The sequence below is a fragment of the Streptomyces sp. AK02-01A genome (assembly GCF_033795305.1).
Lineage (GTDB): Bacteria > Actinomycetota > Actinomycetes > Streptomycetales > Streptomycetaceae > Streptomyces.
In genome coordinates, this window is sequence record NZ_JARBAE010000045.1 from 1 (window position 1) to 20,287 (window position 20,287).

The 20,287-nt window shown below is 70.3% G+C and carries 16 protein-coding genes; 3 read left to right on the top strand and 13 right to left on the bottom strand.

Going from position 1 to position 20,287, the window contains the following annotated elements; all coding sequences use genetic code 11:
• Positions 1–273: hypothetical protein (locus tag PV679_RS29755; protein WP_319683661.1), on the top strand; the 273-nt coding region annotated here is incomplete at its 5' end.
• Between the two features lie 130 nt (positions 274–403).
• Here the strand turns inward: PV679_RS29755 and PV679_RS29760 are convergent.
• Entirely contained in the window at positions 404–1,411 is a 1,008-nt protein-coding gene (locus PV679_RS29760) for a stage II sporulation protein M (RefSeq protein ID WP_319683725.1), read from the bottom strand.
• 119 nt (positions 1,412–1,530) lie between these two features.
• Between PV679_RS29760 and PV679_RS29765 the strand changes: the two genes are divergently transcribed.
• Entirely contained in the window at positions 1,531–2,472 is a 942-nt protein-coding gene (locus PV679_RS29765) for an RDD family protein (protein ID WP_319683663.1), read from the top strand.
• A gap of 19 nt (positions 2,473–2,491) precedes the next feature.
• On the opposite strand, the gene PV679_RS29770 is transcribed toward PV679_RS29765, so the two are convergent.
• From PV679_RS29770 to PV679_RS29810, 9 genes are all read right to left on the bottom strand, one after another.
• The gene (locus PV679_RS29770) at positions 2,492–3,106 is read right to left on the bottom strand and encodes a hypothetical protein (RefSeq protein WP_319683665.1); all 615 of its coding nucleotides are present in this window, start codon (positions 3,104–3,106) and stop codon (positions 2,492–2,494) included.
• A gap of 273 nt (positions 3,107–3,379) precedes the next feature.
• Complete coding sequence (ahcY, locus tag PV679_RS29775) at positions 3,380–4,837, bottom strand: adenosylhomocysteinase (protein ID WP_319683666.1); 1,458 nt, start codon at positions 4,835–4,837, stop codon at positions 3,380–3,382.
• A gap of 344 nt (positions 4,838–5,181) precedes the next feature.
• Positions 5,182–6,159, bottom strand: a complete 978-nt coding sequence (locus PV679_RS29780; RefSeq protein WP_319683667.1) for a cation diffusion facilitator family transporter — start codon at positions 6,157–6,159, stop codon at positions 5,182–5,184.
• A gap of 89 nt (positions 6,160–6,248) precedes the next feature.
• Positions 6,249–7,412, bottom strand: coding sequence for a mannose-6-phosphate isomerase, class I (manA, locus tag PV679_RS29785; protein ID WP_319683668.1), 1,164 nt, complete (start codon positions 7,410–7,412; stop codon positions 6,249–6,251).
• A gap of 72 nt (positions 7,413–7,484) precedes the next feature.
• Entirely contained in the window at positions 7,485–8,627 is a 1,143-nt protein-coding gene (locus PV679_RS29790; RefSeq protein WP_319683669.1) for an SIS domain-containing protein, read from the bottom strand.
• 106 nt (positions 8,628–8,733) lie between these two features.
• Entirely contained in the window at positions 8,734–8,916 is a 183-nt protein-coding gene (locus tag PV679_RS29795) for a Trm112 family protein (RefSeq protein ID WP_319683671.1), read from the bottom strand.
• A gap of 305 nt (positions 8,917–9,221) precedes the next feature.
• The gene (locus PV679_RS29800; RefSeq protein WP_319683672.1) at positions 9,222–10,580 is read right to left on the bottom strand and encodes a phosphomannomutase/phosphoglucomutase; all 1,359 of its coding nucleotides are present in this window, start codon (positions 10,578–10,580) and stop codon (positions 9,222–9,224) included.
• Between the two features lie 68 nt (positions 10,581–10,648).
• Positions 10,649–12,265, bottom strand: coding sequence for an L-lactate permease (locus PV679_RS29805; protein ID WP_319683674.1), 1,617 nt, complete (start codon positions 12,263–12,265; stop codon positions 10,649–10,651).
• 285 nt (positions 12,266–12,550) lie between these two features.
• Entirely contained in the window at positions 12,551–12,994 is a 444-nt protein-coding gene (locus PV679_RS29810) for a DUF3499 domain-containing protein (protein ID WP_319683676.1), read from the bottom strand.
• 274 nt (positions 12,995–13,268) lie between these two features.
• On the opposite strand from PV679_RS29810, the gene PV679_RS29815 reads away from it, so the two are divergent.
• Positions 13,269–13,697: a metallopeptidase family protein gene (locus PV679_RS29815; protein ID WP_319683677.1), complete on the top strand. Its 429-nt coding sequence runs from the start codon at positions 13,269–13,271 to the stop codon at positions 13,695–13,697.
• A 51-nt stretch (positions 13,698–13,748) separates the two neighbouring features.
• On the opposite strand, the gene PV679_RS29820 is transcribed toward PV679_RS29815, so the two are convergent.
• The 3 genes from PV679_RS29820 to PV679_RS29830 all read right to left on the bottom strand — a co-directional run bounded on the left by PV679_RS29820 (position 13,749) and on the right by PV679_RS29830 (position 19,574).
• Positions 13,749–15,371, bottom strand: a complete 1,623-nt coding sequence (locus PV679_RS29820) for a DUF5719 family protein (protein ID WP_319683679.1) — start codon at positions 15,369–15,371, stop codon at positions 13,749–13,751.
• Positions 15,368–19,099 (bottom strand): glycosyltransferase, encoded by a 3,732-nt coding sequence (locus PV679_RS29825; RefSeq protein WP_319683680.1) that lies wholly within the window; start codon positions 19,097–19,099, stop codon positions 15,368–15,370. The genes PV679_RS29820 and PV679_RS29825 overlap by 4 nt, the downstream gene beginning before the upstream one ends.
• 211 nt (positions 19,100–19,310) lie before the next feature.
• Positions 19,311–19,574, bottom strand: a complete 264-nt coding sequence (locus tag PV679_RS29830) for a WhiB family transcriptional regulator (protein WP_014046372.1) — start codon at positions 19,572–19,574, stop codon at positions 19,311–19,313.
• Positions 19,575–20,287: the final 713 nt, after the last annotated feature.

Below are 20,287 nucleotides of genomic sequence, written 5' to 3' on the forward strand. Positions count from 1 at the left end.
TATCAGATGCTTTCGTATCCGATTTCCCCGGCCGGCGGGGCCGCCTTCCCGGTTCCCGCTTTCGCGTTTCCCTTTCCAGCGATTCCGACTCTACCAGATTCATTTGGCTGTTCTTGCCGCTTGAATTCCGGTGGCCTTTGGATTGGCCTTTTGCCTTTCGGCGGACCCGACTTTATCAGAGAAACATTCAGGCCGATCACATCGGCCTTCACTCATCCAAGAGTCGAGTCGCTGGACTCCACGGAAATTCAATTTCCGTCGGGAGCCGCGTAGATTTGTACCACCGCACTCGAAGCTTGTCCAACTTCGAGGCAACCGTTCTAATCTACCTCCCCACACAGACCGTGTCAACGGTTTGGTGAGGCGAAGAGGAGACTAACAGCTCAGGGACGGGATGCGCACATCAGGCGGCGACGGGCAGTTCGGCGCTCCGGTCCGTGGCCTCCACGTCTCCCGTCTCGCCGACACGGGCCGCTCGCCCGCCGAGGACGTAGACGTACGCCAGGAACGCCGCCTCAGCGGCGACACCAATGGCGATTCGGGCCCATGTAGGCAGGCCGGACGGCGTCACGAAGCCTTCGATCACGCCTGACACGAAGAGCACCAGGGCAAGACCGATGGCCATGCCGACCGCGGCGCGGCCCTGTCGGGCCAGTGCGGACCGGCGGCTGTACGGACCCGGGTCGATCAACGTCCAGCCGAGGCGGAGGCCCGTGCCGGCCGCCACGAAGACCGCGGTGAGTTCGAGCAGACCGTGCGGAAGGATCAGGCCCAGGAAGGTGTCGAGGCGGCCGGCCGACGACATCAGACCGATGCCAACGCCCAGATTGAGCACATTGGTGAAGAGGATCCAGATCACCGGCAGGCAGAGGAACGCGCCCAGGACCAGGCACATGGCGGCCGCCTGAGCGTTGTTCGTCCAGACCTGAGCCGCGAAGGACGCCGCGGGATGGCTGGAGTAATACGTCTCGTATTCACCGCCGGGCCGTGTCATCTGCCGCAGTTCCTCAGGAGCGGCGATCGCCGCCTGGACCTCGGGATGGGCTCCGATCCACCATCCGATGGCCGCCGCGAGAAGCGTGCTCAGGAGTGCGGTCGGGACCCACCAGTGCCGGGAACGGTAGACGGCCGCCGGAAAACCGGCGGTCAGAAAGCGCGCGGCGTCGCGCCAGGTGGCGCGGCGGGTGCCGGTGACAGTGGCACGGGCACGGGCCACGAGCTGGGTGAGGCGTGTGGTGAGCGTGGGATCGGGCGCGCTGGACTGGACCAGGGAGAGATGGGTGGCCGTGAGCTGGTACAGGGCGACGAGTTCGTCGGCCTCGTAACCGCTGAGGCGGCGACTCCGGCGCAGGAGATGATCCAGACGGTCCCACTCGTCGCGGTGGGCTGCCACAAAGACATCGAGATCCATGGTCGGCTGCTGCTCCAGGCACTTGGTGCGTACGGTCCGTACTACCGCGGCGCGCTGCGGGTCAGCTTGGCAGACTGAGGCTTCCAGGGGCAGGGAAGGTTGGCGAGGGGTGGGCATCGGTGGATGAGCTCGTAACGGGCGATGCGGTCGTGCTGGGGCTCCGCCCGGCGAAACTGCCGAGCCGGGCGCTGGCGCTGGCGATCGACCTCGTGGTGGCCTGGGCGGCCTACTTTCTGGTGTCGTTCGGGATTGTCCTGGCGACGGGCGCGCTGGACGACGCCGCGGCCATGGCGCTGGCCATAGCGACGTTCCTGCTCGTGCTGGTGGGTCTGCCGATCGCGGTGGAGACGCTCAGCCACGGACGCTCGCTGGGCAAGCTGGCCTGCGGACTGCGGGTCGTCAGGGACGACGGCGGGCCCATCCGGTTCCGGCACGCGCTGGTGCGCGGGGCGATGGCAGTGGTGGAGGTCCTGTTGTCGTTCGGGGTCATCGCCTGTATCGCTTCGCTGGTGTCCGCGCGAGGGCGGCGGATCGGCGATGTCTTCGCGGGAACTCTCGTCGTACGGGAGCGGGTGCCGGCCGTGCGTCTGGCGACGGTTCCACCTCCGCCGCCGTGGCTCGTCGGACGCTTCGCGGAGCTGGATCTCTCCGCCGTGCCGGATGATCTGTGGCTCGCGATACGCCAGTACCTGACGCGAATGGAGCAGCTCGACGCGCCGGTGGGCCGGTCGATGGCCGAGCGGCTGGCCGGCGATCTGGCGGCGTGTACGGGAACGCCGGCGCCGCAGGGAGTGTCTCCGGCCGCGTATCTGGCGGCCGTGGTCAACGAGCGGCAGACGCGGGACGCGAGGCGGACCTTCGGAGCCGCCGCTCCCGGTCCGGCCGGTGCCGCCGCCTACCCGGCTCCCGCGTTCGCGCCGCCGACGGCCGGGACGGCGGCGCGCGCGGCCGGTGCCGGGACGGAACCGGCCGCGGTACGGCGGCACGCGGCGGAGCCGGCACCGGGCCGGGCTCCGGATGCCGGATCGCCGCCTGCCACCGGCTTCGCCCCGCCGGCGTAGGCGCCTACGTCCTGTCCGGTCACGGCAGGACGGAGGGCGGTGTTTCCAGGTCTTCCAGTTCGATGCCCGGAGCCGAGAGCACCACGTCGCCGGCGAGGTGGACGGTGTGCTGTTCGCCGGTGTCCAGGGCGCTGACCTGGTACTCGTCCACTGTCAGAGGCCCATTGTCAGTGGCGTGCGCTTCACTCTTCAGCAAGGCCCACGACTGGTCGAGCGTGCGAGGTGCCAGGACCGGGTCTGTGAAGGCGACAAGGCGTACGCGCGTCGAGGGAGAGCCGGGGGTCAGCCGCAGGAGCCGGGCCGTCGCGACCAGGAAAGCGGGAGAGGTGCCGGTGAAGGCGTGGGCGCGGACATTGCCTTCGGTGGCGTGGACGCCGGACGGGTCGGTGCGGACCCAGGTGACGCCGTCGATGGCGGCGCCTCGGATCTGCCAGCTCGCGGCGTGGAGTTCAAGGCGGATGGGGCGGCCGAGTTCGTCGAGGGCCAGATCGACGGAGCCGGCGTGGTCGCCGGAGGGAGTGGTGGTCTGGGAGACATAGCGCCAGCCGGAGGGGCCTGGCGCGCAGTGGAAGTGTTCGTCACCGAGAGGGGTGTGATCATGCGGATCATGGAGCGAATAGCGGCCGCGGGGCATGGGGTCCTTCGAGTCTTTCGAGTGCTCGCCGACTGACACGGCCCGTATCGGACGGGCGCGAGCGGCACGGGCGCGAGCGGACCTGGCCGCGGGGCGCTGGAGGAGAGTCGGCGCGGTGTGCGGGCCCCGGATGAGCCGGAGCGGCCACTACGGTCGCCGCCCACGGGACAGGCCCCCGACACGGGGGTGCGGGGGCCTGTCCGGTACCGCCGGTACCTGTCTATGAGGGCGCGTCAGTGATCCGTCGGGCCGTCAGCCCTTCGGCGACGTGGCTCAGTAGCGGTAGTGGTCGGGCTTGTACGGGCCCGCGACATCGACGCCGATGTAGGCGGCCTGCTCCGGGCGGAGAGTCGTGAGCTTCACACCGAGCGCGTCGAGGTGGAGGCGAGCGACCTTCTCGTCCAGGTGCTTGGGAAGCACGTAGACCTCCGTCGGGTACTCCTCCGGCTTGGTGAACAGCTCGATCTGGGCCAGCGTCTGGTCCGCGAACGAGTTGGACATCACGAAGGACGGGTGGCCGGTCGCGTTGCCCAGGTTCAGCAGGCGGCCCTCGGAGAGGACGATGATCGTCTTTCCGTCGGGGAACGTCCAGGTGTGGACCTGCGGCTTGACCTCGTCCTTGACGATGCCGTCGATCTTCGCAAGGCCGGCCATGTCGATCTCGTTGTCGAAGTGGCCGATGTTGCCGACGATCGCCTGGTGCTTCATCTTGGCCATGTCCGCGGCCATGATGATGTCCTTGTTGCCGGTCGTGGTGACGAAGATGTCAGCGATGGAGACGACGTCGTCGAGCGTGGAGACCTGGTAGCCGTCCATCGCCGCCTGGAGCGCGCAGATCGGGTCGATCTCGGTGATGATCACGCGGGCGCCCTGACCGCGCAGGGACTCGGCACAGCCCTTGCCGACGTCGCCGTAGCCGAAGACGACCGCGACCTTGCCGCCGATCAGGACGTCGGTGGCGCGGTTGATGCCGTCGATCAGGGAGTGGCGGCAGCCGTACTTGTTGTCGAACTTGGACTTGGTGACAGCGTCATTGACGTTGATCGCCGGGAAGAGGAGGGTGCCGTCGCGGTGCATCTCGTACAGACGGTGGACACCGGTGGTGGTCTCTTCGGTGACACCGCGGATCTCGGACGCCAGACGGGTCCACTTCTGCGGGTTCTCGGAGAGGGTGCGGTTCAGCAGACGGAGGATGTAGCCGAACTCCTCGCTGTCGGCGGTGGCCGGGTCGGGGGCCTCGCCGGCCTTCTCGAACTCGACACCCTTGTGGACCAGGAGCGTGGCGTCACCGCCGTCGTCCAGGATCATGTTGGGGCCGCCGGTGGGCGTGTTCGGCCAGGTCAGCGCCTGCTCCGTGCACCACCAGTACTCCTCCAGCGTCTCGCCCTTCCAGGCGAAGACGGGGATGCCCTGAGGGTTTTCCGGAGTGCCGTTGGGGCCGACGGCGATGGCGGCAGCGGCGTGGTCCTGGGTGGAGAAGATGTTGCAGGACGCCCAGCGGACCTCGGCGCCGAGCGCGGCCAGGGTCTCGATGAGGACCGCGGTCTGCACGGTCATGTGCAGGGAGCCGGTGACGCGGGCGCCCGCGAGCGGCTGCGCCGCGGCGTACTCCGCGCGGATCGACATCAGGCCGGGCATCTCGTGCTCGGCGAGGGTGATCTCCTTGCGGCCGAACTCGGCGAGCGAGAGATCGGCGACCTTGAAGTCCTGTCGGTTGGCGACAGTCGTCATAACGAGCTGCTCCTCGTAAAGGGGTCGAGGGTGGGTACGTACGGCTGGCTCTGCGGCGGAGGGCATACGAATGCCCGGGCGCTCGCGGCGCAGTCCGTCGGAGGCCCTCTCTCCCTCGGCCGGTCCGCGAGGGCGGACCGCCCGACCGCCATCAGCAGCGACGTCTGGCTCTCCGGACGAATCTACACCGACCGGCCCGGCGGCCCACAGCCGAATGAGGAAGGGATACGGGACGAGGGAAGGTCCGGGCGGCCGTTGTCGTGCGTTTCAGGACGCGCCGCTGTCGAACCGGCGTCGCTCCGGCCACCGGCACCGGTGGCCGGAGCGACGGTGGAGCGCCGGTGTCAGTGGGCGGGATCCGGAGTCGGACCGTCCGGGTTCTCGGCGGCGGCCGGGTCCTGCGCCGCTGCCCGCTCGCTGTAGATGTCCGGCTCCAGGTAGATCACACGGGCGATCGGAACCGCCTCGCGGATCCGCGACTCGGCGGCGTTGATGGCATGCGCGACCTCGGCGGCCGTGTCGTCGTGCTGGACCGCGATCTTGGCGGCGACCAGCAGTTCGTCGGGGCCGAGGTGGAGCGTACGCATATGGATGATGTCCGTCACCACATCGCCGTCGACGAGCGCGGCCTTGATCTTCTCCACGTCCTCCGTCCCCGCGGACTCGCCGAGGAGCAGGGACTTCGTCTCGGCCGCCAGGACCAGCGCGATCACGATGAGGAGGACACCGATGCAGAGCGTGCCGACGCCGTCCCAGACGCCGTCACCGGTGGCCAGCGACACACCCACACCGCAGAGCGCGAGCACGAGACCGATCAGCGCGGCGAAGTCCTCCAGGAGCACGACGGGAAGCTCCGGAGCCTTGGCGCGGCGGACGAAGTCCGTCCAGGAAAGCTGGCCGCGCGTGACGTTGGACTCCTTGATGGCGGTACGGAAGGAGAACGACTCCGCGATGATCGCGAAGATGAGCACCCCGACCGGCCAGTACCAGGCCTCGATCTCGTGCGGGTGCATGACCTTCTCGTAGCCCTCGTAGATGGCGAACATGCCACCCACCGAGAAGAGCACGATGGAGACGAGGAAGGCGTAGATGTAGCGCTCACGCCCGTAGCCGAAGGGATGCTGCGGAGTGGCCTCGCGCTGTGCCTTCTTGCCGCCGAGGAGCAGCAGTCCCTGGTTGCCGGAGTCGGCGAGGGAGTGGACGCTCTCCGCGAGCATGGACGACGAACCGCTGAAGAGGAACGCCACGAACTTGGCTGCCGCGATCGCGAGGTTGGCGCCGAGCGCCGCCACGATCGCCTTGGTTCCGCCTGACGCGCTCATGGGTGCGTTGATGTCCCTTCTTCGGTGCCGCGGCCCTGGCGCCGCGCTACGGCGGCACATTGTTGCAGCCGCCCGGCGAGGCCAGTTGGTCAGACCACCACTGTTGCCCGGAAAACCGTGCCGACACCTGACAGTTCGGCTTTCTCGCCCGCCGGTACGAAGACGGAGGTACCGGGAGTGAGCGCGAGGTCGTTCGCGGACGGCGCCCCGGCCGTGCAGAGCAGGATCTGCGGCGTGGCGGCCGTGAGGTCGCGTACGGCCGCGTCCGGTGTCAGGACATAGCGGGACAGCCGGAATTCGTCGATGGGAGTGTCGTAGAGCTCCTCGCCGGAGCTGGACGCCTCGGGCCGCAGGACGTCCGGCTCGCTCGCCTCGAAGCGGACGATACGGAGCAGTTCGGGGACGTCCACGTGCTTGGGAGTGAGGCCGCAGCGCAGGACGTTGTCCGAGTTGGCCATGATCTCGACGCCAAGGCCGTTGAGATAGGCGTGCGGAACACCGGCGCCGAGGAAGAGCGCCTCGCCGGGACGCAGTTGTACGTAGTTGAGCAGCATGGCGGCGATCACGCCGGGGTCGCCGGGATAGTGGCGGGCGATCGACACGTACGGCGTGTAGTCGCCGCCGAGACGTTCGGCGGCCGCGGCGGTCTCGGTGACGGTCGCGGCCATCTCGTCCGGATCGGCGGCCAGGACCGCGGTCAGGACCTCACGCAGCGCGGCCTCTTCGGGATGGGCGTGGAGCAGGTCGACGTACGGCTTGAGCGAGTCGACGTCCAGCCGCGCGAGGAGCTCCGCGGCCTCGCCGGGTGCGCGGAAACCGCAGAGTCCGTCGAAGGGCGTGAGCGCGCATATCAGTTCGGGCTTGTGGTTGGCGTCCTTGTAGTTGCGGTCCGGCGCGTCGATCGGGACGCCGCGGCGCTCCTCGTCCGCGTACCCCTCCCGTGCCTGCGCGAGGTCGGGATGGACCTGGAGGGAGAGCGGTGAACCGGCGGCGAGGAGCTTGAGGAGGAACGGCAGGCGTGGGCCGAACTTCAGCGCCGCCGCCGCGCCCAGTTCCGTCTCGGGGTCGGCGTCGATGACGGCGGAGAGCGGCTGCTCCCCCGCGCCGCGGTCGAGGCGGGACGGTGCTCCCGGATGGGCGCCCATCCACATCTCGGCCTGGGGCTCGCCGGTCGGGGCGACGCCGAGCAGCTCCGGGATGGCGGTCGTGGAGCCCCAGGCATAGGGGCGCACGGTGTTGGAGAGGCGGTCCATGGATGGGCTTCCTTGTACGTGGTGATCAGTGACGTGGTGGATCGATGACGTGCCGGCGGCGCCAGGTCCGTGTCATACGGGTGCGCCCCCGGCGAGAGCCAGGTAGACGGTGGCGAAGTCGGTGACGGCGATGAGCTCGGCCAGTGCTTCGAGTTCGCTGCCCGCTTCCGGCTCCAGTTCGCTGATGGCCGTGTCATGGCCGAGGGCGAGTTCGCGGGCGGCGGGAGCGGCGGTCAGACCGCCGGCGGGACGGTCGCGGAGCAGGACGATACGGGCGCGCAGGGCCTGGCGTTCCTCGACCCGGTCGCGGAAGAAGTCATCCGGTTCGGTGCCGCCGCCCGCGAAGTTCCCGGCGAGCAGCGAACCGTGGGCCGTGATGGCTTCCGGGAGTTCGGCGGCGAGAGCGGGTCGGCCGGTCAGTTCGGCCAGTACGGCGGCGAAGCGGCGGCCCGCCGGCGCGGCCGCCGTGCCCTCGGTCCAGATCAGCGGCAGGCTGTCGGCGAGTTCGGCGGCGAGGGTCTTGGCCGGGTTGCTGTACGTGGCGACGGCCGGGCCGCAGCGTTCGGCCACGCGGTCGAGCCGGTCGGCGACGAGCTGGAGGCTCTCCGCCGGCGCGGTGAGCAGCCCGACCCGGTCGAGGAGCGCGAGCAGCGGGACCAGCAGGGACCACAGAGCGCCGGGACCGGCCGCCAGCGTTCCCTTGTCCTCGTACTGCTCGTGCGGTGTCGTCGCCATCGGGACGACCAGGCCGTGCGTACCGTCGACCGCCTCGCTCAGCTGAGAGCGCCGCGGAGCGACGGCGACGACCGTGCAGCCGCGGCGGTACGCCTGCTCGGCGAGGAGCGCGAGGCCGGGTTCGCTGCCCTCGGTGGTGACGATCAGGAGCAGATCCACGGATCCGGCCCAGCCCGGGAGTGTCCAGCGCAGCGCGCCCGCGGCCGGCGCGACGCCGGTGGGGCGGAGCCGGGTCACGGGCGCGGCTCCACCGGCCAGGGCCGCGACGAGATCGGCGACACCGGCCGCGGCGGCGCCGGATCCCGCGATCAGTACGGCGCGAGGACGGCCTTCGGGGCTGAGCGCGGCGACTCCGGCCTCGGCGGTGTTCCGCAGGGCGGTGCGCACACGCGCTCCGGCCTCGGCGACGCCACGGAGGAGACCACCGCGGTCGGCCTGGGCCAGCGCGTCGGGCGCGTCGAGCAGCGACTCGTCGAGCATGTGGATGGGCCTCCGATCGCCGGTCGCTGTGGCGGTGCCAGAGCGGGGCTTACGTGGACTGGCGGGCCGGACCGGCTGACGGGAGCGGAGCGGCACGCCTGGCTGGTTACGCGGGGCGGCGTGCCTCGTCGACAAGGAGAACCGGGATGTCGTCCCGTACCGGATAGGCCAGACCGCAGTCCTCGGCGGTGCAGATCAGCTCAGGAGTCTCGGCCGCGGTGCGGTCGCTGAGCGGCGCGTGGCAGGCCGGGCAGGCGAGGATCTCCAGGAGACCGGCTTCGAGCGGCATAAGGGTGGTGTCCCTTCGAACAGGCGGATCGGGCCACGTCAGCCTACCGCCGGGCAAAGGGCCGGGGCTCATTCCGGGATGACGGACGCGGGGCCGGACCGCGGAGGCCGGACCGCGGAGGCCGGACCGCGGGCACGGCGGCCCGGAGCGCGGAAGAGGCACGGGCCGACGCCGTCGCGCGGGCCCGCGCCTCCTCACCCGTACTGAGGCGCCCATACTGAGGCACCCGTACTGAGGGCACCCGTACTGAGGCACCCGTGCTCAGGCACCCGTGCTCAGGTCCCTCGTACTCCCGTCCTCCGGACTCAGGCGCGGATCAGCGCCAGCGCCTCGTCCCGCACCTTCGCCATCGTCGTCTCGTCCCGCGCCTCCACATTCAGCCGCAGCAGCGGCTCCGTGTTGGACGGACGGACGTTGAACCACCAGTCCGCCGATGTCACCGTCAGCCCGTCGAGTTCGTCGATCGTCACGCCGTCCCGCTTCGCGAACGCCTCGTGGACGGCGGTCATCCGGGCCGTCTGGTCGTCGACGGTGGAGTTGATCTCTCCGGAGGCGGCATAGCGGTCGTACGAGGAGACGAGCTCGGAGAGCGGGCCGTCCTGGCCGCCGAGCGCCGCCAGGACATGGAGCGCCGCCAGCATGCCCGTATCGGCGTTCCAGAAGTCGCGGAAGTAGTAGTGCGCGGAGTGCTCACCGCCGAACACCGCGCCCGTGGTCGCCATCTCCTGCTTGATGAAGGAGTGGCCGACCCGGGTGCGCACCGGAGTGCCGCCCTGTTCTCTGACGACTTCGGGCACGGACCAGGAGGTGATCAGGTTGTGGATGACCGTGCCGCCCGGGTGCTTGGCCAGCTCGCGCGCGGCCACCAGCGCGGTGATCGCCGACGGCGAGACACCCTCGCCGCGCTCGTCGACGACGAAGCAGCGGTCCGCGTCACCGTCGAAGGCCAGCCCCAGGTCGGCGCCCTCGGCCCGGACACGGGCCTGGAGGTCCACGATGTTCTTCGGGTCGAGCGGGTTGGCCTCGTGGTTCGGGAACGTACCGTCCAGCTCGAAGTACATCGGCACCACGTCCAGCGGCAGGCCACCGAGCACCGTCGGGACGGTGTGCCCGCCCATGCCGTTGCCCGCGTCCACGACGACCTTCAGCCGGCGGATCCGTGAGATGTCGACCAGCGACCGCAGATACGCGGCGTAATCCGCCAGCGTGTCGCGCTCCGTGAGGTGTCCGGGCCTGGTCACCGACGCCGGAGCGCCTTGCGCCAGCCAGCCTTCGACCAGCGCGCGGATCTCCGCCAGGCCCGTGTCCTGGCCCACCGGCGCCGCCCCGGCCCGGCACATCTTGATGCCGTTGTAACGGGCCGGGTTGTGCGACGCCGTGAACATCGCGCCCGGCAGATCCATGCTGCCCGACGCGTAGTAGAGCTGGTCGGTGGAGCACAGCCCGATGATCGTGGCGTCCGCTCCGCGCGAGACGGCGCCCCGCGCGAAGCTCGACGCCAGTCCGGGTGAGGAGGGCCGCATGTCATGGCCGACGACGATCGCCTCGGCGCCCGTGACCTCGACGAAGGCGGCGCCGAAAAGCTCCGCGAGTCCGTCGTCGAGCTGGTCCGGGTACACCCCTCGCACGTCGTACGCCTTCACGATCTGCGACAAATCGGCCACGGCCAACCCTCCAGAGGTTTCTGTCACTGCGGACACTTCAAACTACCCGCACGGTTACCCGCTCGCAGTCACGGAAGCATCCAGCCCAGCACCGACGTGCTCTGTCCCAGCACGATCAGACACATCACCAGCAGCAGCCCGAGACTCCACGGCAGCACCTTGCGCAGCAGATCTCCCTCCTTCCCCGCGAGACCGACCGCAGCGCACGCGATCGTCAGATTCTGCGGAGAGATCATCTTGCCGAGCACTCCGCCGGAACTGTTCGCCGCCGCCAGCAGCTCCGGCGAGAGGCCGGACTGCTGTGCCGCCGTCACCTGGAGTGCGCCGAAAAGGGCGTTGGCCGAGGTGTCCGAGCCCGAGACCGCGACCCCGAACCAGCCCAGAATCGGCGAGAGGAACGCCAGTCCGGCGCCCGCCGCCGCGACGAAGTGTCCAATGGTGCCCGCCTGTCCGGACAGATTCATCACATACGCGAGGGCCAGCACCGAGGTGACGGTGAGGATGGCGTACCGCAGTTCGTAGACGGTCGCCGCCCACTCCCGCGCCGCGTCGCCCGCGCGCACACCGATCACCACAGCCGTGAGCAGGCCCGCGAGCAGGACGAGCGTGCCGCCCGTGGCGACCAGTGGCAGAGAGAAGATGTTCGCGCCGACCGGCTCGCCCTTCGAGTCCGCGACATCGAGGAAGGGCCAGTCGAAGCTGCGCGTCGCCTTGGCCAGCAGGTCCTTGACCGGCGGGAGTTGCGCGACGGAGAAGACGACCACGATCAGCGCGTACGGCGCGTAGGCGCGCACCACTTCGCGGCGCGGGTCCACCTGGTCCAGGTCCTCGCTCCGGGCGCCCGTGAGCACCGCCGCGCGCACCGGTTCCGCCGCGGGACGGCGCGCCGAGGGAACCGCCACCAGCGCCGCCGCGCCCACCAGCGCGGCCCCGATGTCAGCGAGTTGCGCGGAGACGTAGTTCGAGGCGGCGAACTGCGCGACGGCGAAGGCGACTCCGCACGCCAGCGCGGGCACCCAGGTCTCGCGCAGTCCGCGCCGCCCGTCGACCAGCCAGACCAGCACCAGCGGTACGACGAGCGCGAGCAGCGGTGTCTGCCGGCCGACGACCGCGGCGACCGTGTCCAGCGGCAGCCCGGTGACCTGAGCCAGTGTCACCACCGGTGTGCCCATGGCACCGAAGGCGACCGGCGCGGTGTTGGCGACGAGGGAGACCACGGCGGCCTTGACCGGGTCGAAGCCGAGCGCCACCAGCATCACCGAACAGATGGCGACCGGCGCCCCGAAACCGGCGAGCGCCTCAAGCAGCGCGCCGAAGCAGAAGGCTATGACCAGCGCCTGGATACGAGGATCGTCGGAGAGGCGTCCGAAGGAGCGGCGCAGGATGTCGAAATGGTGGGTACGGACCGTCATCCGGTACACCCAGAGGGCGTTGACGACGATCCACATGATCGGGAAGAGGCCGAAGAGCACGCCTTGCGCACCGGCCGAGAGGGTCTGGCCGAAGGGCATGCCGAATACGAGCCAGCCGACCAGCACGGCGACCGTGAGGCCGATGAGCCCCGCGAGGTGGGCTTTCATCCGGACGGCGCCGAGCAGGATCAGCACGGCGGCCAGTGGTAAGGCGGCGACAAGGGCGGAGAGGGCGAGCGAGTCGGCGACGGGTTCCAGTTGCTGTACGAACACGACAGTCCTCCGGATTCCGCGATACGGAAACTGATCTCTCACAGGTGGGGGAATGGTCGTGTCCGCGCCAAGCGCAGGTCAATGCCCGACACAGGATCCGTACCGGAAAACCTCGTCAAAGAGAGCGGCGCCGGAGAAATTCCGGAGGAGACAGGGACCGGAAGCGACGGCGAAGAGACGGACGGCCGCGCGCGCCACGAACGTGACCGGCCCGGCCGGAAGCGCGGATCAGTGGCGCGGGATCAGGGCCGGCGGCTCAGGATCTGGCGGCCCGGCGTCGGCGTATCACGACTCGGGAGAGCGCAGCACCCGCAGATGCCCCCGGCGCCCGGCCTCGGTCGGATCCACTCCTCGGGTCCCCTTGTTACCGGTGTTGCCGGCGACACCGCCGCCGGCGGCGCGCTCCTGAGGGCGGGCGGCTTCACGTACGGCGTTGGCCAGTGCCTCAAGATCGTCACCACTCGGGCGTGCGGGAGCCGAGCCGTCCGTCAGACGGACGACCTCCCAGCCGCGCGGAGCGGTCAGCCGCTCGCTGTGTTCCGCACACAGGTCGTAGCAGTGAGGCTCGGCGTAGGTGGCGAGCGGGCCGAGGACCGCGGTCGAGTCGGCATAGACGTACGTCAGTGTCGCGACAGCAGGGCGGCCGCACGCGGTGCGCGAACAGCGACGTACAGGGCTCACGATGTTGGACGGTACCGCACTCTTGAGCGGGCCGCGACGACTCTCCACCAGGTCACCCCACCGTGTCGCGCCATGGCATCCCACCCAACTTGGCTGGAAGCAACCGGTCTGACCTGCATGAAAGGTGGTGTGACAGGTCAACGACAGCCCGTGACGCGGTCATCACTTGGGACAAATCCCGTCAAGGAAGGCGAGATCGGTGATCGCGAGGGCGTATGGAATCGAGCCCAAGCTTGGCCTGAATGTTCAATATGCGACATGCCGTCCGAGGGGCCGGCAGCCGCGATCGCCCGCTCCCCGGGAGGGCTACGCTGCGTCAGTGATGGACAGTCCTGTACCGCCCCGCCCGGCCGAACCCCGGCCGCGCCGCCGCGACCGGCACGGCCGCGGTATGCGCGGGCCCGTCGCTCCGCCCCAGGTGCCACTTTCGGCCAGCCGTTCCGAGACGTTCCGCGATCTCGTCGCGGACTCCGTGGACCGGCTGGAGCGGCGCTGGCCTCAGCTCGCGGAGGTCGAGTTCCTGGTCTTGGACGTGCCCACCGCACAGGACGAGTCCGTGCCGCTCGGCAGTTCGGTCCCGGCGGGCAAGGAGCATCCCGCGCGCATCATCGTCTATCGCAGGCCCGTGGAGATCCGCACCAAGAGCCGCGACGACCGGGCGATGCTGGTGCACGAGATCGTTGTCGAGCAGGTCGCGGAATTGCTCGGCCTGGCGCCGGAATCCGTCGATCCGCGGTACGGACAGGAGTAGGACCCCGGCCGTCCGCCGACCGGGCCGGGGTCCTTCTGTACGGGACAGCCCTTAGTCGCGGGCGCCGAGGATCGAGAGATCCTCCCTGGCCTTCGGCACGGACACCGTTCCCCGGTCGTCCGGCAGCGTCTGCACGGTGAACATCGGGACGCCGTCCTCGGGCAGCGCCAGCGTGCGCGCCGCGTACACCGGACCGCCCGACTCCGGCTCGACCGTCAGCGCGTACGAGCCCTTCAGGCCCGCCGGCACCGGCGGGGTCACGGCCAGGGTCGTACCGGCCTTGACGGTGTACGTCTTCACGACCGGCTCTCCCGCCTCGGTGCCCGCCGAAGCCGTGACCTTGACCTTCGCGGCCGCGCCCGGCGCCGTCAGCGAAAGCGTCGATCCCTTGGCGCGGTTGTCGGCCGCGGTGGCCCGTGCCGCGATCGGGCCCGTCGCCGGGATGAACGCGATCTCCTGCTTGTCGCCCTTGCCGCGCACCACGCGCAGCGCCGCGACGACCGGGGTCGCGCGTCCGCCGTCGGCCGGGCTGAGCACGAGCGAACCCGCCTCGCCCTTGGTGACGTCCGCGAGGTCGAGGGACGCGGTCATGCGTGACTTGACGTGCAGGGTCTCGTGGCCGGCCGGAGTGATCGTGCCGTCGGCCCCCGCGAGCTGCACCTTCAGATCGGCGTCGTCGTCGCCGGGCGCGAACGCCACCACCCGGACATCGGTCGCGTCCGCCGGGATACCCGGCAGCACCACACGGCCCGAGGGATCGGCGGAGGCGGCCAGCCAGTCGCTGCCCGCCGTGTCGTCGGCGGCGCGCACCACGGCGCCCACCCGGCCGGTACGGGTGGTGACATGGACGGTCACATCGGCCGCGGCGTCGGTGGTCAGAGTGGAGAGCAGCACCGGGACGCTGGACCGAGGAGGCACCGGAACGCCCTCGCCCACCTCAGCCTTGAGCGCGCCGTCCTTCCCGTACAGCTCGATGTCGGCGACGGCGGCGGTGTCGTCCGGGTTGGTGAGATGGACGTAGTCCTGCCGCGTCTTCTCCGTGTCGGCTCCCGGGAACCAGAAGTCGGTGTCGGGCGCGGCGCAGGCCGTGCCGAGCAGGCCGCGCGCGCCGCCCACGGCGACGGTGGTGGTCTGCTGAGTGGTCCAGCCCGGCGCGAACCGGCCGGTGGCGACGCCGACGAGAGCCGGTGCCTCGGCGCCGCTCGCCTCGGCCGCGACCGGTTTGCCGGGCTCCTTCAGAGCGATGAACGCCTTGTCCTGAGCCGCGTCCTTCTTCGGGTCGTCCTTCTTGCCGGCCTTGTCGTCGGCGCTGTCCTTGTCCTCGGCGGTGTCGGCGCTGTCCTTGTCATCGGCGCTGTCGTCGCTCTTGTCGTCGGCCTTGTCGTCAGTGCCGGACGGGTCGGCCAGCGTGACGGTGGACTCCCGCAGTTCCGCCGTGCCGGTCGCGGCACCACCGCCGGTGCCGCCGGCCGGCGTGAACGAGGTGTACGTCGTCTCCGCGATCTCCGAGACGCTCGGCGCCGGGCAGAGAAGACTGCTGCGCTCCACCGGCAACCGCGCCGGCGCCTGGGCCGACGCCGTGTCCGTACCGTCCGGCGCGGTGAGCGCCGCGAATCCGGTGACGGCGGCGAGTGCGGTGGCGGCCGCGAGGAGGGAGAGGGTCGTACGGTTCACTGGTTGCTCCCGTCGGGACGCTGACGCCGCTCGTTCTCGGGGTCGTCGGCGTAGGGCTGCTGCTGTCCGTAGCCGTACGGGTCGTACACCGACGGGTCGTACTGCCCCTGGCCTTCCTGATACGGATCGGCCTGGTACTGCTGATACTGCTGCTGGTACTGGCCTTCGCCGTACTGCCCGTCCTGGTACTGCTCGTGCTGGTACTGGTCGTGCTGGTACTGCTCATTCGCGTACGGCTCGTTCGGCTGCTGGGCCTGGGCGTATTCCGCGCCCGTGTACGCGCCGCCGTCCCATTCGCCGTACGCCGGCTGCTGCGGCACCGCCGCGTACGGCGCCTGCCGGGCGTCCTGGCCGTCCTGGCCGTACGGGTCAGGCGCGGGAGCGCCCGCGGGCACCGGCGGGACGGCCTGCTGCTGTCCCGTCTCGTAGTCGCCCGTCTCGGACTCGCTGGTCCCCGGCTCCGCGTCCGGTCCCGCCTCGGCCTCCGCCGCCGCCCGCAGCCTGCGGGCCCGGCGGCCCTCGCCCTCCACCGGCTGCGCCGGAATCTCCAGGTCCTCGTCGGGCAGATCGTCGTCGATCTCGCGGCGGCGGCCCGGCAGCGCGAGCACCAGCAGGACGACGGCGAGCGCTCCCTGGAGCCAGATCCACGCGGTGTGCGTGAGCGGGTCCTCGTAGGTGAGGTCCAGCCGGCCGCCCTCGGCCGGCAGCTCGAAGCCCTGGGCCCAGCCGTCGACCGTCTTCTTCGTCAGCACCTGTCCGTCGAGCGTGGCCTGCCAGCCCTCGGCGGCCCGGTCCGCGATCCTCAGCACCCGCCCGGCGGCGCCCGCCGGGATCTTCGTGTGTGCCTCGACCGGTGAGGACGCGACGGCCAGCGGTTCGCCCGCGCCCTTGCCGTCGACGATCGTGGCGCGCGAGATCTGGCGGTCCACGCGCCACAGCGCGCTGCCGTCAAGCTGGCTCAGCCGGCTCAGGCCCGGAGTGGCGTCGAGGACGCGGCTCATCTGCCGCGGCGCTCCGTCCCGTACCAGCACGTAGCGGACCGCGAACCCGCTGAGTTCCTCGGTCTGGTCCGCACCGGATCCGGCGACCAGGTTCGCGACGACCTTGTCGAGCCGCGCGTCGCTTCCGCCGGCCTCGGTCAGTTCGGCGTCACCGAGCCGCCCGCCAGAGCCGCGTACCAGGACGTACGAGACCTCACCGGCGGAGGTGCCGCCGAGGACCAGGGTGCGGGGCTGGTCGCGGGTGATGCTCTCCTCGGCGACGAAGGCCGGGACCTGGACCGGGTCGCGGCGCTCCAGCGGGCCCGCCGCTCCGCTGATCATCCAGCCGCAGGCGGCGAGCAGCGGTGCGCAGACCGACGCGGCGGCGATGAGCGCGGCGACCGGCTGGCGCCAGCCGAAGCTCTGCGCGGCGACCCGCTCCCGGGCGCCTTCCGCGCCGACCACGGCGGCCGCGATCAGCGCGAGTCCGTAGACGAGGGTGGCGGGACCGGCCCAGCCGGAGTTGTTGGTCAGTACGGCGAAGACGAGCGCGACAACGGCGACGGCCCAGGCGGCGCGTACGGCGAACTGCCGCTCGCCGCGGAGCAGTGCGGCCAGTGCGGCGAGGACGACGCCGATCAGCAGGATGCCGCCCGCGGTCCTCGGTCCGCCGGGGCTCATGCCGAGCAGATCGAGTGCGGAGGCCGATCCGGTGCCGAACTCCAGGCCCGCCTCGCGAAGAAAGGCGGACGGGCTGGTCAGGAGCGAGAGCGACCACGGCGCCAGCAGCAGCACCGGTGTGCCGAGCGCGGCGAGGACACGGAGGCCGTACGCGGCTATGTCGTCACGGCGCAGCGCCAGGACACCGAGGCCGACCAGCAGCGCCATCGGCCATACGACGGGTGTGAAGGCCATCGCGAAAGTCAGCAGGAAGGCGTACGCCCAGGTGGCTCGCCAGCTACCGCGGGCCTCGCCGCGCAGTCCGTACGCGGCGACGCCGGCCCGGGCGATCAGCGGCAGCAGGATGGCCAGCACGGCCGTGCCGAGCCGGCCGGTGGCCAGCGCGCCGGTCGCGGCGGGCAGGAAGGCGTAGGCGATGCTCGCCCAGGCCCGCAGCGGCCGGGACTCGGTGAGAGGCCGGGAGGCGAAGTAGGCCGTGACTCCGGCGAGCGGCACCGAGCAGACGAGCAGCAGGGTCAGCGCGAAGCCGGTGGAGCCGAGGAACAGCGCGGAGAGCGCGGCGAGTACGGCGAGATAGGCGGGCGCGGTCTGGGTGCCGCCCGTACCGATGGGATGCCAGCCGTCGGCGTACCGGGACCACAGGTCGGAGACGTCCGCGGGCGCGGGCAGCAGTGCGCCGCCCGCGAGCGCGCCGCCGCCGAGCAGTCCGCGGCAGGCGATGAGCGAGACGACCAGCAGGATCGCGAAGAGTACGGGGCCCGGCTTGTGCGCGAGCTTCTTCACCCTGGCGAACTGTTCGATCTCCAGGAAGTCGGCGTCGTCGCCGCCCGGTCCCGACTCGACGGCGCCGTGGCGTGAGCCGCCCGCTTCGGAGTCGGAGTCGCCGAGGCTGCCGGCGATCTGCTCGAAGGTGGCCCGCACCGTCGCGCCGGGCGGCGGGAAGAGCGGACGCAGCTCGGCCGCCTCGACGACTCCCTTGCCGCGGTGCCGCCGGGCACTGATGATCCTGCCGGGACGGAGCAGCGTGCCGGAGAGTCCCATGACCTCGTCGACGGCCTGGCCCGGCGCCTTGCCGACCAGATAGGCGAGGGTGCGCAGCAGTGTTCCGACGACGAGACGGAGCAGTACGTACGGGACGGCGGCGGCTCGCGTGTTGACGAGCATGGTGTAGACGGCGCCGGCCTTGTCGACCCGGTGCGGGTTGACGACGGAGCGGCCGGCGCAGTCGACCGTACGGCGCTCGCGGGCGGCCGCTTCGGCGTGCCGCAGGACGGCGTCGGGAGCGACGAGCACGCGGTGGCCGGCGGCGTGCGCGCGCCAGCACAGATCGACGTCGTCGCGCATCAGCGGCAGTCTGCGGTCGAAGCCGCCGAGTTCCTCCCAGACGTCGCGGCGGATGAGCATGCCCGCGCTGGAGACGGAGAGGACGGTACGGACCTGGTCGTGCTGGCCCTGGTCTTGTTCGCGCCGGTCGAGCCCGGTCCAGCGGCGTCCGCTGTTGGCGATGGAGACGCCGACTTCGAGGAGCTGCTTGCGGTCGTACCAGCCGCGCAGTTTGGGGCCGACGACGGCGGCGTACTCGTCGGAGTCGGCGACGCGCAGCAGCTCGGCGAGGGCGGTGGGGTCGGGCGCGCAGTCGTCGTGGAGGAGCCACAGCCACTGCACCGGTTCGCCGTGCGGCAGTTCCGGCATGTCGTAGGTGTCGTCGCGCCAGGCCCGGTTCACCGGGTCCCAGCCGCTCGGCCGCTTCAGATACGGCAGGTCCTCGGGTGTGAGCACACCGGCGGAGCGGACCGCCTCGTCGACGGCCGTACCGAAGCCGGAGCGGCGCGCGAGATGCAGGACGCGTTCGTCGCCGAGCGACTCGGTGAGCAGCCGGGCGGAGTCGTCGGCGCTGCCGGTGTCGGCCGCGACGACGTTCTGTACGGGGCGTTCCTGACCGAGCAGCCCGGCGAGGGCGTCTGGCAGCCAGCGCGCACCGTCGTGGGAGACGAGTACCGCGGTCACGACGTGCCGCGGAAACTCGGGGGCGGTGGCGGAAACGAACGCGGCTGTGGTGGGGGACATTGAGGTAACGGGCCCTCCGGCCGGGGATCGCCCCGTAGGGGCGTTGGTGCGTCTCGGACGGGGCCCCACACTAACGGCTGAGAGCAGCACGGTCCGCCGCCTGCGACAAGGGCGCAGACCGCGGACCGGTCATTACGTACGGAGTTGTGCGGATTGACCAATGGGTCCGGCCGGTCGTCGAACAGACGGCGGACACCGGTTCGCACAGCGTTCAGATCGCGGCTTTCTTCAGACGCCGGCGCTCTCGCTCGGACAGGCCGCCCCAGATACCGAATCTCTCGTCGTTGGCAAGGGCGTATTCAAGGCATTCGGAGCGGACCTCGCAGGCGAGGCAGACCTTTTTTGCCTCACGGGTGGAACCGCCCTTCTCGGGGAAGAAGGACTCGGGATCGGTCTGGGCGCACAAGGCGCGCTCCTGCCAGCCGAGTTCCTCGTCCGCGTCCTCGACCAGCAGTTGCTGGAACAGCTCGGTCATGTGCGCCCCTCGTCTGTCTTTTGCGTCCCCGTGATGCGGCCGCTGTCGATTTCCGGCCGAACGACACGAGTGAAATTACAAGTGTGTGGCTCCGGGCCAGTCAAGCCGAGATCTGCTATTGGGCCCGGTATTCACTCTGCGGAACCAAGGCTATGCGGAAAGTGTTCAAATCACCAAAAACCTGACACATGCCACTGGCCCGTCCACATCGCCTACCCGCACTCACCTCCCTTCAACGAGAGAGACGCCGTCGGCTCCGACCTTGGTGCCGACCCGGCCGCGGAAGCGATCCGGATCACAGTCTGATCACGAGGGGGCGACAGTGTTTGCGAGCACGGTCGCTGCCCCATGTCTCCACACTTACAGGTGGACAAACCTTTCACCTGCCTCAGTAACCGGATGAGGTGAAACATTGCCGCCAAATCGGTCATCAAGTTGACATCGTTGACCTCGGTCGCCACCTTTGTTCGTATGCCGGTGATCTCCGCTCAGACCGCGACCCACGTCCGTGGATTCCGCAGTGCTGTCCAGGCTCGCTGTTGCTGTTCCTGCTGTTGATGCCCTCGGGCTCCAGCCGATCTCCTCGACCGTTCTGATCTTCGCGAGTGCTTCGAACTTTCGAATCGTTCCGAGCTTTCCGCGCGCTCCCGTCTTTCCGGTTGTCTGATCACCTTCTGATCCCCACCACAGCGTTTTCGCGGCATCCGTCGCGT